General features: G+C 72.7%; 14 protein-coding genes. 9 read left to right on the top strand and 5 right to left on the bottom strand.

All coding sequences use genetic code 11. The annotated features are described in order from the left end of the window. The first annotated feature begins 49 nt into the window (after nt 1–49). Entirely contained in the window at nt 50–631 is a 582-nt protein-coding gene (locus ACZ6CV_RS07725) for a 2'-5' RNA ligase family protein (RefSeq protein ID WP_469250031.1), read from the top strand. A 26-nt stretch (nt 632–657) separates the two neighbouring features. Here ACZ6CV_RS07725 and ACZ6CV_RS07720 read toward each other — a convergent pair whose 3' ends face one another. Beyond that, on the bottom strand, nt 658–1,413 hold the full coding sequence (locus tag ACZ6CV_RS07720; protein ID WP_362363718.1) for a decaprenylphospho-beta-D-erythro-pentofuranosid-2-ulose 2-reductase: 756 nt from the start codon (nt 1,411–1,413) through the stop codon (nt 658–660). A gap of 11 nt (nt 1,414–1,424) precedes the next feature. After that, on the bottom strand, nt 1,425–2,849 hold the full coding sequence (locus tag ACZ6CV_RS07715) for an FAD-binding oxidoreductase (protein ID WP_362363721.1): 1,425 nt from the start codon (nt 2,847–2,849) through the stop codon (nt 1,425–1,427). A gap of 176 nt (nt 2,850–3,025) precedes the next feature. Between ACZ6CV_RS07715 and ACZ6CV_RS07710 the strand changes: the two genes are divergently transcribed. Genes ACZ6CV_RS07710 through ACZ6CV_RS07695 form a run of 4 tightly spaced genes read left to right on the top strand, consistent with a single transcriptional unit; the run spans nt 3,026 to nt 5,868 of the window. After that, complete coding sequence (locus tag ACZ6CV_RS07710) at nt 3,026–3,547, top strand: phosphatase PAP2 family protein (protein ID WP_362363724.1); 522 nt, start codon at nt 3,026–3,028, stop codon at nt 3,545–3,547. Further along, nucleotides 3,540–4,493 carry a decaprenyl-phosphate phosphoribosyltransferase gene (locus ACZ6CV_RS07705; RefSeq protein ID WP_469250030.1) on the top strand — a complete coding sequence of 318 codons (954 nt, stop codon included), beginning with the start codon at nt 3,540–3,542 and terminating at the stop codon, nt 4,491–4,493. The genes ACZ6CV_RS07710 and ACZ6CV_RS07705 overlap by 8 nt, the downstream gene beginning before the upstream one ends. Continuing rightward, complete coding sequence (locus ACZ6CV_RS07700; protein ID WP_469250029.1) at nt 4,490–4,963, top strand: GtrA family protein; 474 nt, start codon at nt 4,490–4,492, stop codon at nt 4,961–4,963. The genes ACZ6CV_RS07705 and ACZ6CV_RS07700 overlap by 4 nt, the downstream gene beginning before the upstream one ends. Then, nucleotides 4,951–5,868 (top strand): YihY/virulence factor BrkB family protein, encoded by a 918-nt coding sequence (locus tag ACZ6CV_RS07695; RefSeq protein WP_469250028.1) that lies wholly within the window; start codon nt 4,951–4,953, stop codon nt 5,866–5,868. The genes ACZ6CV_RS07700 and ACZ6CV_RS07695 overlap by 13 nt, the downstream gene beginning before the upstream one ends. On the opposite strand, the gene ACZ6CV_RS07690 is transcribed toward ACZ6CV_RS07695, so the two are convergent. Then, on the bottom strand, nt 5,859–7,103 hold the full coding sequence (locus ACZ6CV_RS07690) for a D-alanyl-D-alanine carboxypeptidase family protein (RefSeq protein WP_469250027.1): 1,245 nt from the start codon (nt 7,101–7,103) through the stop codon (nt 5,859–5,861). The genes ACZ6CV_RS07695 and ACZ6CV_RS07690 overlap by 10 nt on opposite strands. Nucleotides 7,104–7,236: 133 nt before the next feature. On the opposite strand from ACZ6CV_RS07690, the gene ACZ6CV_RS07685 reads away from it, so the two are divergent. The 4 genes from ACZ6CV_RS07685 (at nt 7,237) to ACZ6CV_RS07670 (ending at nt 11,842) form a co-directional block, all read left to right on the top strand. Next, complete coding sequence (locus tag ACZ6CV_RS07685; protein ID WP_355803629.1) at nt 7,237–7,479, top strand: SCO4848 family membrane protein; 243 nt, start codon at nt 7,237–7,239, stop codon at nt 7,477–7,479. A gap of 2 nt (nt 7,480–7,481) precedes the next feature. Next, nucleotides 7,482–8,783: a metallophosphoesterase gene (locus ACZ6CV_RS07680; RefSeq protein ID WP_469250026.1), complete on the top strand. Its 1,302-nt coding sequence runs from the start codon at nt 7,482–7,484 to the stop codon at nt 8,781–8,783. Between the two features lie 93 nt (nt 8,784–8,876). Further along, nucleotides 8,877–9,269 (top strand): hypothetical protein, encoded by a 393-nt coding sequence (locus ACZ6CV_RS07675; RefSeq protein ID WP_469250025.1) that lies wholly within the window; start codon nt 8,877–8,879, stop codon nt 9,267–9,269. After that, nucleotides 9,269–11,842, top strand: coding sequence for a DUF4132 domain-containing protein (locus ACZ6CV_RS07670; RefSeq protein ID WP_469250024.1), 2,574 nt, complete (start codon nt 9,269–9,271; stop codon nt 11,840–11,842). Before ACZ6CV_RS07675 ends, ACZ6CV_RS07670 begins: the two co-directional genes overlap by 1 nt. A 39-nt stretch (nt 11,843–11,881) precedes the next feature. Here the strand turns inward: ACZ6CV_RS07670 and ACZ6CV_RS07665 are convergent, their stop codons facing one another. Together ACZ6CV_RS07665 and ACZ6CV_RS07660 are read right to left on the bottom strand one after the other, a co-directional pair. Continuing rightward, complete coding sequence (locus tag ACZ6CV_RS07665) at nt 11,882–12,292, bottom strand: VOC family protein (RefSeq protein WP_469250304.1); 411 nt, start codon at nt 12,290–12,292, stop codon at nt 11,882–11,884. Between the two features lie 147 nt (nt 12,293–12,439). Then, entirely contained in the window at nt 12,440–12,796 is a 357-nt protein-coding gene (locus ACZ6CV_RS07660) for a hypothetical protein (RefSeq protein WP_469250023.1), read from the bottom strand. Nucleotides 12,797–12,859 lie beyond the last annotated feature (63 nt).

The following is a 12,859-nucleotide window of genomic DNA, read 5'->3' as shown; positions in this document are numbered from 1 at the left end:
CCCACCGGGCAGCATCCCCTGCCCATGGACACGACGACAGGAGTACGACGTGGGGACCGTAACGATCGGCGTCTCGATCGCGGTCCCGGAGCCCCACGGCAGCCTGCTCCAGGAGCGGCGCGCGGGCTTCGGGGACCCCGCGGCGCACGGCATCCCCACGCACGTCACCCTGCTGCCGCCGACCGAGGTGGAGGCGTCCGCGCTGCCCGCGGTCGAGGCGCATCTGCTCTCGGTCGCCGCGGCCGGGCGCCCCTTCCCGATGCGCCTGTCCGGAACGGGCACCTTCCGCCCGCTGTCCCCCGTGGTCTACGTCCAGGTGGTGGAGGGCGGCTCGGCCTGCTCCTGGCTCCAGGAGCGGGTCCGGGACGCGTCGGGGCCGATCCAGCGCGAACTGCAGTTCCCGTACCACCCGCATGTGACGGTGGCGCACGGCATCTCCGAAGAGGCCATGGACCGCGCGTACGAGGAGCTCTCGGAGTACGGGGCCGCGTGGCCGTGCACCGGCTTCGCCCTCTACGAGCAGGGCTCCGACGGGGTCTGGCGCAAGCTGCGGGACTTCGCCTTCGGCGGCTGCGTGGTGCCCCCGCAGGCGTCGGCCCCGGCGGCACGGGGCTCGCTGCCCGCCTGCTGACCGGGGCCGGTGGAAGGTGGCTTGCCCTACAGCGGCAGCCGCCGGAAGACCGGCCGGGGCACGTGCCGCAGCGCCGACATCACCAGCCGGAGCGCCCCCGGCACCCACACCGTCTCCGAGCGCCGCCGCAGGCCCGTCTCGATGGCCTCGGCGACCGCGTCCGGCGTGGTCGCCATGGGGGCCTCCTCCAGGCCCGCCGTCATCTTCGAGCGCACGAACCCGGGGCGGACGACCATCACGTGCACCCCGGTGCCGTGCAGGGCGTCGCCGAGGCCCTGGGCGAACGCGTCGAGGCCCGCCTTGCTGGAGCCGTAGATGAAGTTGGAGCGGCGCGCGCGCTCGCCCGCCACGGAGGAGAGCACCACCAGGGAGCCGTGGCCCTGGGACTGCAGCGCCCGCGCGCAGACCAGGCCCGCCGAGATCGCGCCCGTGTAGTTGGTCTGGGCGACGCGGACCGCCGCGAGCGGCTCGTCCTCGTCGCGGGCCTGGTCGCCGAGGATGCCGAAGGCGAGCAGCACCATGTCGATGTCGCCCTCGGTGAAGATCTTGCCGAGGGACGCCTCGTGGGACTCGGAGTCGAGCGCGTCGAAGGCGACGGTGTGCACCTGCGCGCCCATGTCGCGCAGGCCGGCGGCGGCCTTCTCCAGGTCCGGCGAGGGGCGGCCGGCCAGCCACACGGTGCGGGTGCGGCGGGCGACGAGGCGCCGCGCGGTGGCGAGGCCGATCTCCGAGGTGCCGCCGAGGACGAGCAGGGACTGCGGGGTGCCGAAGGCGTCTTTCATGGTCCGGTCTCCTAGAGGGCGAGGCGGCGGGAGAGGTCCGAGCGGAACACGCCGCGCGGGTCGAGGTCGGCCCGCAGGGCGCGGAAGTCGTCGAGCCGGGGGTACATCGCGGCGAGCAGGTCGGGCCGCAGGCGGGAGTCCTTGGCGAGGTAGATGCGCCCGTCGGCGGCGGCCACCTCCTCGTCGAGCTCGTCGAGGAAGGCGCCGAGCCCGGGGAGGTTCGCCGGGATGTCGAGCGCGAGCGTCCAGCCGGGCATCGGGAAGGACAGCCAGCCCGGATCGCTCTCCCCGAAGCGCTTCAGTACGGCGAGGAAGGACGGGCAGCCGCGCTCCGAGATGCGCTGCACGATGCGGCGCAGGGCCTCCTCCTTCCCGTACCCGACGACGAACTGGTACTGCACGAAGCCGCCGCGGCCGTAGATGCGGTTCCAGTGCGGGACCCCGTCCAGGGGGTGGAAGAAGGTGGAGATCTTCTGCAGCTCACCGGTGCGGGAGCGGGGCGCCTTGCGGTACCAGAGCTCGTTGAAGAGGCCCACCGAGGCCTTGCCGAGCAGGCCCTCCGGCAGGAACGAGGGGGCCGCGGGGAACTGTCCCGGCCGGAACGCCAGCGGGGCCCTGCGCGCGCGTGCCCGCTCCGGGAGCGCGTCCAGCGGGGCGTGGTCGCCGCGCGTGAGGACCGAGCGGCCCATCGCGGCGCCGCGGGCGAGCAGGTCGATCCAGGCGACCGAGTAGCGGTAGCGGTGGTCGGTGGCGGCGAGGCGGGCCATCAAGTCGTCGAGGTCCGTGGCGCGTTCAGTGTCGACGCTCATCAAGGACGTCTCGACCGGCAGGAGTCGTACGGTCGCCGCGAGGATCACGCCGGTGAGGCCCATGCCGCCGGCCGTCGCGTCGAACAGGTCGCTGCCGGGCTCGACGGTGCGGACCGTGCCGTCGGCGGTCAGGACGTCCATCGACAGGACGTGCCGGGAGAAGGAGCCCGAGACGTGGTGGTTCTTGCCGTGGATGTCGGCGCCGATCGCGCCGCCGACCGTCACGTAGCGGGTCCCGGGGGTCACCGGCACGAACCAGCCCAACGGCAGCAGGACCTCCATCAGGTGGTGCAGCGACACGCCCGCGTCGCAGACCACGGTGGCCGCCGGGGCGCCGGTCTCCGTCGTCCGCGTGGTGTCGATGACGCGCACCCGGTCCAGGCCCGTCATGTCGAAGACCGCGCCGCCCGCGTTCTGCGCGGCGTCTCCGTAGGCACGGCCCAGGCCGCGGGCGATGCCGCCGCGCTCCCCGCAGTCGCGCACCGCGGCGGCGGCCTCCTCCTGCGTACGGGGTCTCACGAGCCGGGCGGTGGTCGGGGCGGTGCGGCCCCAGCCGGAGACGGAGACGGGGAGGTCGGACGGCGCCGGGGCGGGGGCGAGGGAATCGGCGGGGGAGTCGGCAGACATGCAGGCGACGGTATCGCCCGCAAGTGGGCGGTTCGCCCCAAGCTGTTCCGGCTCTCACCGAAATGGGTGATTAAGAGAGTGTCAGCGTAGATTGACCCCATTATCGGGAGATTGCCTAGAAGAGTCGAGATGCCCAGCCCTCGAGTGTCTTCGCATCTCTTCGAATAAGAGGCCACATGTACGACATGGACCACAGGTTGCTGTCGGCCCTGCGCGACTGCGGCACCGACCCGCGCGTGGCGTCCGCCGCGCGCGCCCTGTCCCGGACCGGCGAGCACGGCGCGCTGTGGATCGTGGCCGGTCTGGCGGGCGCCGCCGTCGACCGCGAGCGGCGCGGCGCCTGGCTGCGCGGCACCGCGCTCACCGCCGCCGCACACCTGGCCAGCATGGGCGTCAAGCGGATCGTCCGCCGCCCCCGCCCCGGCGACCACCACGGCGTGCGGCCGCTCGTACGGACCGTGGGCCGCCACTCCTTCCCCAGCTCGCACGCCACCTCCGCCGCGGCGGCCACCGTCGCGTACGGCGCGCTGCGCCCCGTCGGCGCCCGTCTCGTCCCGCCGCTGGCCGCCGCGATGTGCGTCTCCCGCATGGTCGTCGGCGTCCACTACCCCTCGGACATCGCCGCGGGCGCGGCACTCGGGGCGCTCACCGCGCGCGCGGGCGCCGCCTGGATGAACGGAGGGCGCCGCGATGCCTGAACGTGCCGCCGTCGTCCTGGAGCGGCCCAGCCCGCCCCGCAAGCCGCGTACGGGAGCCGTCGGACTGCCGCTCGGCCTCCTGAAGACCGCACGCCCCCGCCAGTGGGTCAAGAACGTCCTCGTCGTCGCGGCCCCCGCCGCGGCCGGCGAGCTCTTCTCCCGGCACGCGCTCGTCCAAGTCGCGATCGTCTTCGCGCTGTTCACGGCCGCCGCGTCCGCCGTCTACCTGATCAACGACGCCCGCGACGCCGACGCCGACCGCGCCCACCCCACCAAGTGCCGCAGGCCGGTCGCCGCCGGACAGGTCCCGGTGCCCGTCGCGTACGCCGTGGGCGGCGTCCTGGCCGTCCTCGCGCCCACGGCGGCCGCCCTCCTCTGCACGCCGCTCACCGCGGCGCTCCTGGCCGCGTACGTCGTCATGCAACTCGCCTACTGCATCAGCCTCAAGCACGTCCTCGTCGTCGACCTCACCATCGTCACGACCGGCTTCCTGATGCGCGCCATGATCGGCGGCCTGGCGCTCGACATCCCGCTCTCGCGCTGGTTCCTGATCACCACGGGCTTCGGCGCGCTCTTCATGGTCTCCGCCAAGCGCTACTCCGAGGCCGTGCAGATGTCGGGAAGCTCGGAACGACTGGGCGCCACGCGCGCGTTGCTCACCGAATACACCACCGGGTACCTGCGCTTCGTGTGGCAGCTCGCCGCGGGCGTCGCCGTCCTCGCGTACTGCCTGTGGGCCATGGAGGAGGGCGGCACCGCCAGCGGCCTGCTGCCCTGGCGCCAGCTGTCCATGACGGCCTTCATCCTCGCCATCCTGCGCTACGCCGTCTTCGCCGACCGGGGCACCGCGGGCGAGCCCGAGGACGTCGTCCTGCGGGACCGGGCGCTCGCCGTCATCGGCCTGGTGTGGCTCGCGATGTACGGGCTCGCGGTCGCGGACTGGTGAGCCCGCTCGCGCGACTGCGGTCGCTCGGCCCTGAGCTGCTCGGCTTCGCGGCCGCCGGCATCTGCGCCTACGCCGCCGACCTCGGCCTGTTCCTCTGGCTGCGCGGCCCCGTGGGCCTCGACCCGCTGACCGCCAAGGCGCTCTCCTTCGTGGCGGGCTGCTCGGTCGCCTACGTGGGCAACGCGCTCGGCACCTACCGGCGCAGGGCCGCCGGGGTCTCCCGGCTGCGCCAGTACGCGGTGTTCTTCGCCGTCAACATCGCGGGCGCCCTCGTCCAACTGCTGTGCATCGCCGTGTCCCACTACGGTCTCGGTCTCACCTCGCAACGCGCGGACACCGTCTCGGGCGCCGGAGTCGGCATGGCACTCGCCACAGTCCTGCGGTTCTGGGGCACCCGGACCTTGGTCTTCCGCACAGCGGGCAGGACATCAGGCAGTACAGCGGGCACGGAGGCGTCATGGACTGGCTGAAGAAACTGCCCGGGATCGGGCCGCTCGTCGAGAAGGGCATGCGCACGCACGCGTGGCAGGCCTACGAACGGCTCGACCAGGTGCACTGGACGCGGCTCGCGGCCGCCATGACGTTCATCAGCTTCCTGGCGCTCTTCCCGCTGCTCACCGTCGCCGCCGCGGTCGCCGCCGCGACGCTGTCGAAGAAGCAGCAGAACACCCTCGAAGGCAAGATCTCCGAGCAGGTGCCCGGCATCTCCGACCAGCTGGACCTGAACGCCCTGGTCGCCAACGCGGGCACGGTCGGCCTCGTCGCCGGCGCCCTGCTGCTCTTCACCGGCATCGGCTGGGTCGGCTCGATGCGGGAGTGCCTGAGGGCCGTCTGGGAGCTCGCCGACGAGGAGGAGAACCCCGTCCTGCGCAAGGCCAAGGACGCCGGTGTGCTCCTCGGGCTCGGCGGCGCGGGCCTCGCCTCGTTCGCCGCGTCGGGGCTCGCCTCGCTCGCCGTCGGCTGGACCGCCGACCTCCTGGGCGTCGACGAGAAGGGCTGGGGCGCCGTCCTGCTCCAGGTCATCGCGTTCGCCATCGCCGTCCTCGCGGACTTCCTGCTGCTGCTCTACGTACTGACGCTGCTGCCCGGCGTCCAGCCGCCGCGGCGCGCACTCCTCACCGCCGGACTCATCGGCGCGGCCGGCTTCGAGCTGCTCAAGCTGCTGCTCGGCGGCTACATGAAGGGGGTCGCCTCGAAGAGCATGTACGGCGCCTTCGGCGTGCCCGTCGCGCTGCTCCTGTGGATCAACTTCACGGCGAAGCTGCTGCTGTTCTGCGCGGCGTGGACGGCGACGCGGAAGGCCGCACACGCAGAGGCGGCCCCCGAAGAGACCGCCTCCGCCGCCACGTCCGCTACGGAGCGCCCTCAGCCCTGACGCTCGCGCCGCCCCGCCTGGCCCGGCAGCGGCAGCCTGCGCCTGATCACGAAGGCACCCGCGGCGAGCACCGCGAGCACGCCGCCCGCGATGGCGAAGGCCACGCCCATGCCGTTGCCGCCGTCGTCGGAGGAGTGCGCCGCGTTCTCGGCCCCGTCCGTCGAGCCGCCGCCGCTGCCCGGGGCGCCCTTGCCGGCGCCGCCCGTCGCGGCCCCCTTCGGGGCGACCAGCTCACCCACCGGGTCGACCTTGCCGGCGGCCTGGAAGCCCCAGTCGAAGAGCCGCGCGGTCTCCTTGTAGACCGCGTGCGCCTCCGTGGAGGAGGGGTTCATGACGGTGACGAGGAGCACCTTGCCGTCGCGCTCGGCGACGCCGGTGAACGTGTTCCCCGCGTTCGACGTGTAGCCGTTCTTCACCCCGGCGATGCCCTTGTAGGGGGTGACGCCCTCGCCGCCGGTGAGCAGCTTGTTGGTGTTCTGGATGCCGAAGGACTCGCGCTTGGTCTTGCCCTTGTCCTCGCCCTTCTCGATCTTCTTCGTCTCGCCGGGGAACTGGGCGGTGGCCGTCGCGCAGTACTCGCGGAAGTCCTTCTTCTGCAGCCCGGAGCGGGCGAACAGCGACAGGTCGTACGCGGAGGAGACCTGCCCCTTCTCGTCGTAGCCGTCCGGCGTGACCACGTGGGTGTCGAGCGCCTGCAGGTCCTCGGCGTGCTTCTGCATGTCCTCGACGGTCTTCGGGACGCCGTCGTTCATCGCCGAGAGGACGTGCACCGCGTCGTTGCCGGAGCGCAGGAAGACGCCCAGCCACAGGTCGTGGACCGTGTACGTCTCGTGCTCCTTGATGCCGACCATGCTGCTGCCGGCGCCGATGCCCGCCATGTCGGAGGGCGCGACCTTGTGCTTCTGCGTCTTGGGGAACTTCGGCAGGACGGTGTCCGCGAAGAGCATCTTCAGGGTGCTCGCCGGGGGCAGCCGCCAGTGCGCGTTGTGCGCGGCGAGGACCTCGCCGGTCTCGGCGTTCGAGACGATCCAGGAGCGCCCCGTGAGCTCCTTGGGCAGCACCGGCGCACCCGCCTTGAGCTTCACCTGGGTGCCCGCCTCACCGAGTTTGGCGCCGCCGACGGTGGACATCTTGGCGGGGGGCTTCGGCTGGTCGTCGTCCTTTCCGGGCTTCCCGTCCGCCAGCGCGGGCGCTGCGGTCGACATGGTCAGCAATGCGGCGGAAGCGACCAACATGGCGGTCTTTTTTACGGCAGGCACGGACGAGAACGTACAGGGCCGCGCTGTGTGCGTCTCCGCCGAGGTGGGCTGTGTCCCGTCGTCCCCACCCCGGCGGCGGTGCGCGAGAGGAGCTCGCGATACTGAACGCATGAAGCTCAGCCGCCCTGTCTCCTGGTTCCTGCTCGCCTTCGGGGTGTGGAGCTGGTTCATCTGGATCACTTTCGTCAAGAACCTGTGGAAGGACGGCAGTGGGCTGGCCTTCGACGACGCGGACAACCCGACCGGGTACTTCTGGGTGCACCTGACGCTTGCCGTTGTCTCCTTTGCCTTGGGGACGGTGGTAGGGGTCATCGGGTTCCGCGGAGTCCGCGCTCTGCGGAGAACCTCATAGCCGTGGTGGTCCTCGCGGTCCTCGTAGGCCTGGCCGTTCTGGCGGCCTTCGCCGGGCTCCACTGGTACGTGTGGCGGCGGGTGGTGCGGGACACCACGGCCGGGCCCGGGTTCGCCAGGCGGGCGGGCACGGTGGCGTTCGTCGCGGCCCCGCTGCTGATGTTCGCGGCGCTCGCGGCCGAGCGGACCGGGGCGCCCTTCCTGCTGCAACAGGTGCTGGCCTGGCCCGGGTTCCTGTGGTTGGCCTTCGCGCTCTATCTGCTGCTCGCGCTGGTGGTGGGGGAGCTGGCGCGGCCGTTGGTGCGGCGGTGGGCGGAGCGTGGGGTGGCGGGGCGGCGGTCCGTGGATCCGGTTGCGGGGCTCTCCGTAGGGACCGCCTCCGCGAAGGCACCCTCCGAAGCGGCCGCGGGGGCCGGCGAGGTAACAGACTCTGCCCCCGAGTCCGCGGCCCCCGCCCCCGCGACTGCCCTTTCCGCCGCCCCCTCGCGCCGCCTCTTCGTCTCCCGCATCATCGGCGGGAGCGCGGCCGCCGTCGCCGCCGGAACGGTCGGCTACGGAACGTACGGCGTGCTGCGCGGCCCGAAGGTGAAGCGGATCACCGTGCCGCTGGCGAAGCTCCCGCGCGCGGCGCACGGATTCCGGATCGCCGTCGTCAGCGACATCCACCTCGGGCCGATCCTCGGAAGCGGCTTCACCCGGCGGGTGGTCGACACGGTCAACGCCACACAGCCCGATCTGATCGCCGTGGTGGGCGACCTGGTCGACGGCAGCGTCGAACACCTCGCCCCGGCCGCGGCCCCGCTCGCCGGACTGCGCTCGCGGCACGGCGCGTACTTCGTCACGGGCAACCACGAGTACTTCTCCGGCGCCGACCAGTGGGTCGACCACGTACGCGAACTCGGCCTGCACCCGCTGCGCAACGCCCGCACCGAACTCCCCGGCTTCGACCTCGCGGGCGTCGACGACGTCGCGGGCGAGAGCGAGGGAAAGGGCCCCGACTTCGCGAAGGCCCTCGGCGACCGGGACCGCTCACGCGCCTCCGTACTCCTCGCGCACCAGCCGGTCGTCATCCACGACGCCGTCGAACACGGCGTGGACCTCCAACTGTCCGGCCACACCCACGGTGGCCAACTGTGGCCGGGCAGCCTCGTCGCCGAACTGGCGAACCCGACGGTGGCGGGCCTGGAGCACTACGGCGACACCCAGCTCTACGTGACGCGCGGCGCGGGGGCGTGGGGCCCGCCGGTACGGGTCGGGGCGCCGTCGGACATCACGGTCGTGGAACTGGCGTCGGGACAGGCCTGATTCAGCCTGATTCCGCCACCGCCACCCCTACCGCCATCGCTGCCACCGCCGCTGTCGCGGCCGTTGTCAGTGGCTGCGTCTACCGTTTCGGTCATGGGAATGGTGACGTTCGTCGACGAGACGACTGCGGGGGATCGCCGTGACGCCGGTGCGCTGGAGGTCGTGGAAGAGCGGTTGACGGTGCGGGAGTTGATCCGGCGCCGGGTCTTCCACGAGGTGGGCCGGTACAACGGTCTCGCGACCGACGTCTTCCACGGACTCGTCCAGCCGACGGACACGGAACGGGCGTTGAACGGATACGCGCTTCGGGCGCCGCGCGAGGTGGACGCCGAGCGGCAGTACGAGCAGGCCGTCGGGGCGTTCGCCCGCAACGGCTTCCTGGTCCTGGTCGGCGACCGGCAGGTGGTCGACCTGGACGACGAGATCGACATGACGCCGGACACCCGGGTCGCTTTCCTCAAGCTCGTCCCGCTGGTGGGTGGCTGATGACCACGCACCACGCCCAGCATGTCGCGGACGTCACGCGGCTGGCCGCCGCCGGTGACATGGACGGCCTCGCCGACGCCCTCCTCAAGACGGCGAACGCCAACGGCAACCGTTGGGACGGCGCCGGCGAACAGGTCCTCACCACCCTCGGCGCCCTGCCCCCGGACCAGCGGACCCGGCTCGCCCACACCCTCACGGAACAGGCCGACCCACCCGACGGTCACCAGCCGATCACCCCCCTCCTGACACTGCTCGGCGTCGTCGCCGACGGCCTGCCCGGCGACCTGCTCTCGGCCGCGCGCGTCAGACGACTGCACAAGCTCGGCACGGCGTACTGCGTGTGGGGGAGCCGCGAGGCCATGGCGCTGGTGGACGCCGAACTGGCCGCGGGGCACCCGATTCCCGCCACGACCGTCGCCGCCCTGCGCCGCACCGCGCTGGTCGAGTACTACCGGGGGCCGGAACTGGCCCGGTTCGTCGCGAAGTTGACCGATCCCGTCGTCAATCCGGGCGAGGCCTGGGCCGACCGGGCCCTCGCGGACATCGCGGAGCGGGACGGCACCTGGTCCGAGCTCCTGCGGCACGCCGTCGCCGCCACCTCGGCCAAGCCCTCCGCCGCCTGGGAGAAGACCGCCCGCACCCTGCTCGGCCGGCTGGATGCCGACGAGGTCCGCGACACCCTCCTCGCGTGGCTCGCCCTGGTGGGCCGCCCCCGCACCCTGCCGTTCCACGGCTCCCCCTACGCCGTGGCGCCGAACGACGCGTACGACCCGTGCAACACCGACGCCCTGCGCGGTCTGGCCTGGACGGTGGCCCTGCTGCCGCCGCACCCGGTCGCCGCCCGCGCGCTCGGCACGCTCGTCGAGGTCTCGCTCCGCAAGATTCCGGGCCTCGGCCCGCGCAACCCGAAGGTGGCCAACGCCGGCGTCACCGCGCTCGCCCGCTCCGAAGGCGAGGCGGCACTGGCCGAACTGGCCCGCCTCGCCTCCCGTGTCACGTACAAGACCACCCTCAAGCTGATCGACGCCGGGCTGGAGAAGCGGGCCGCGGCGCTCGGCCTCGGCCGGGAGGAGGCCGAGGAACTGGCCGTCCCCGCCTACGGACTCACGGAGGTCGGGCGCAGCGTCCACCGGCTCGGGGAGTGCGCGGCCGAGCTGACGGTGAGCGGCACGAAGGCCGCGCTGCACTGGCGCAACGCCGCGGGCAAGCCGGTCAAGTCGCCGCCCGCCGCCGTGAAACGGGACCACCCCGACGAGCTGAAGGAGCTGAAGGCGGCCGCCAAGGACATCGACAAGATGCTCCCGGCGCAGGTGGAGCGGCTCGACCGGCAGTTCCTGGCCCGGCGGACGTGGGCGTACTCCGCCTGGCGCGCCCGGTACCTCGACCACCCCCTGCTCGGCACACTGGCCCGGCGGCTCCTGTGGACCGTCGACGGGACGCCGTGCGGATTCGCGGACGGTGAACTGCGCACCGTCACGGACGAGCCGCTGACATCCGGCGGCGGCGGCGGCGACGGCACGGCCACCGGCGACGGGGGCGGCGTCCCCGGCGACCGTGTGGTCGCCCTCTGGCACCCGGTGGGCCGGGACCCGGACGAGGTGGTCGCCTGGCGGGCGTGGCTGGAGCGGCACGGCATCACCCAGCCCTTCAAGCAGGCCCACCGCGAGGTGTACCTCCTCACCGACGCCGAGCGCGGGACCCGCACGTACTCGAACCGGTTCGCCGCACACATCCTGCGCCAGCACCAGTTCAACTCCCTGGCCTCGGTGCGCGGCTGGCGGAATCAGCTGCGACTGAGCGTGGACGACGAGTACCCGCCGGCGGTCCGTGAGCTGCCCTCCTGGGGGCTGCGCGCCGAGTACTGGGTCGAGGGCGTCGGCGGCGAGCACTGGGACGAGGAGCTCACCGAGGCGGGCAGCTATCTGCGGATCCGCACCGACCAGGTGCGCTTCTACCCGATCGATGCCCCGCGGAACACGGCGCACGCCGGTCGCGGGGAGTACCGCATGCTGCTCCACGACGGCCGCGAGCCGGTCGAGGCGCTGCCCCTGGAGGAAATACCGCCGCTGGTCCTGAGCGAGGTCCTGCGCGACGTCGACCTGTTCGTGGGCGTGGCCAGCGTGGGCAACGACCCCACCTGGCAGGACGGCGGCCCCGAGGGGCGCTTCCGTGCGTACTGGACGTCGTACGGCTTCGGTGAACTCGGCCCGAGCGCCGAGACGCGCCGGGACCTCGTCGCCCGGCTCCTGCCGCGTCTGGCGATCGGTGACCGGTGCTCGGTCGAGGGCCGCTTTCTGCGGGTGCGGGGCGAATTGCACACGTACAAGATCCACCTGGGCTCGGGGAACGTCCTGCGCACGCCGTCGGATCAGTACGTCTGCATCGTCCCGTCGGCCGGAGGCGGGTCGGCCGGAGGCGGGCCGGCGGGAGGTGCGTCGTCGGCGGGTGGGGCGGCCGCGCCCGGCTATCTGCCCTTCGAGGGCGACCGCACGCTGGCGGTCGTCCTCAGCAAGGCGATGATGCTGGCCAAGGACAAGGAGATAACGGACCCGACGATCCGAAGCCAGCTCTGACGCCACGCCACCCCGCGCCCCTCCCGAACCGGGCCGCGCTCAGGCACTCCGGGCCAGCTCCGGCCGCTTCAGGTAGTCCGTGAAGCCGACGACGTTCCCCCACGGGTCGGCGATCTCCACGGTCCAGCCGGTGGCCACCGAGAAGGGCTCGGCCAGCAGGGGGACTCCCGCCGCCGTCAGGGCCCGGCCCTTCGCGCGGGCGTCGCGGACCTCCAGCCAGATGCGGGGCGAGGGCCACGGCGGCGTGCGCGGGATGATGCCCTCCTCCACGCGCAGCAGCACGCCCGGGGTCTCCTCGCCCACCTTCAGGATGGCGAGGCCGATCTCGTCGAGCCGGAACGTGACCGGGAAGCCGGCCCGCTCGTAGAACTCGACGGCCGCGCCGAGGTCGCCGACGGGAAACAGGACGTTGTCGAAGCCGAGCAGCGCCGCGGACGGGTCGTCGAGCAGCGCGGTGGACTGGTCAGCCGACAGGCCGACCGACTGGTTGTCTGACATTCCGTCAGGGTAGGCCGGGGCCCGCCACGTGGGGGCAGGCGCGCGTGCGCCCGTGCGGCGCGGGTGCGATTCTTCGTCCGTACGGCGGCCCGGGCGTCGTCACCGGCTGACCGGCCGGACCTTCGCGAGGAAGACGCGGACTTCGCCGAGGGTCGTGCGCCACTCCGAGATCTCGTTGCCGTCCTCGTCGACCGTGCCGCGCGGCTCCATCGAGCGCCACGGCTGCGCCGGACGGAACTCCTCGGCGAGTTCGCCGAGGAAGATGACCGAGTTCTGGACGTACACGTCCGTGCCACGCCGATGGAGCGGCCAGCCGAAGACGAAGTTCGCGGTCGCCGGATCCGTGATCGAGGTGACCAGGTACGAGTCGACCTCGTCCCGCGCCGCCTCCACGCGGCGCAGAGCGCGCACCCAGCTCTCCCGGTAGTCGTCGGCGCTCCAGTAGGACAGATCCATCGGAAAGTCCTCCGAGAAATCGCCCACCGTGATCCTGCCGACGGCCTCCGCCGCCGACGGCTC

The sequence above is a fragment of the Streptomyces sp. NPDC041713 genome (assembly GCF_055591085.1).
The sequence above is the reverse complement of the archived record's forward strand: the minus strand, read 5'-3'. Positions and strand labels throughout refer to the sequence as shown.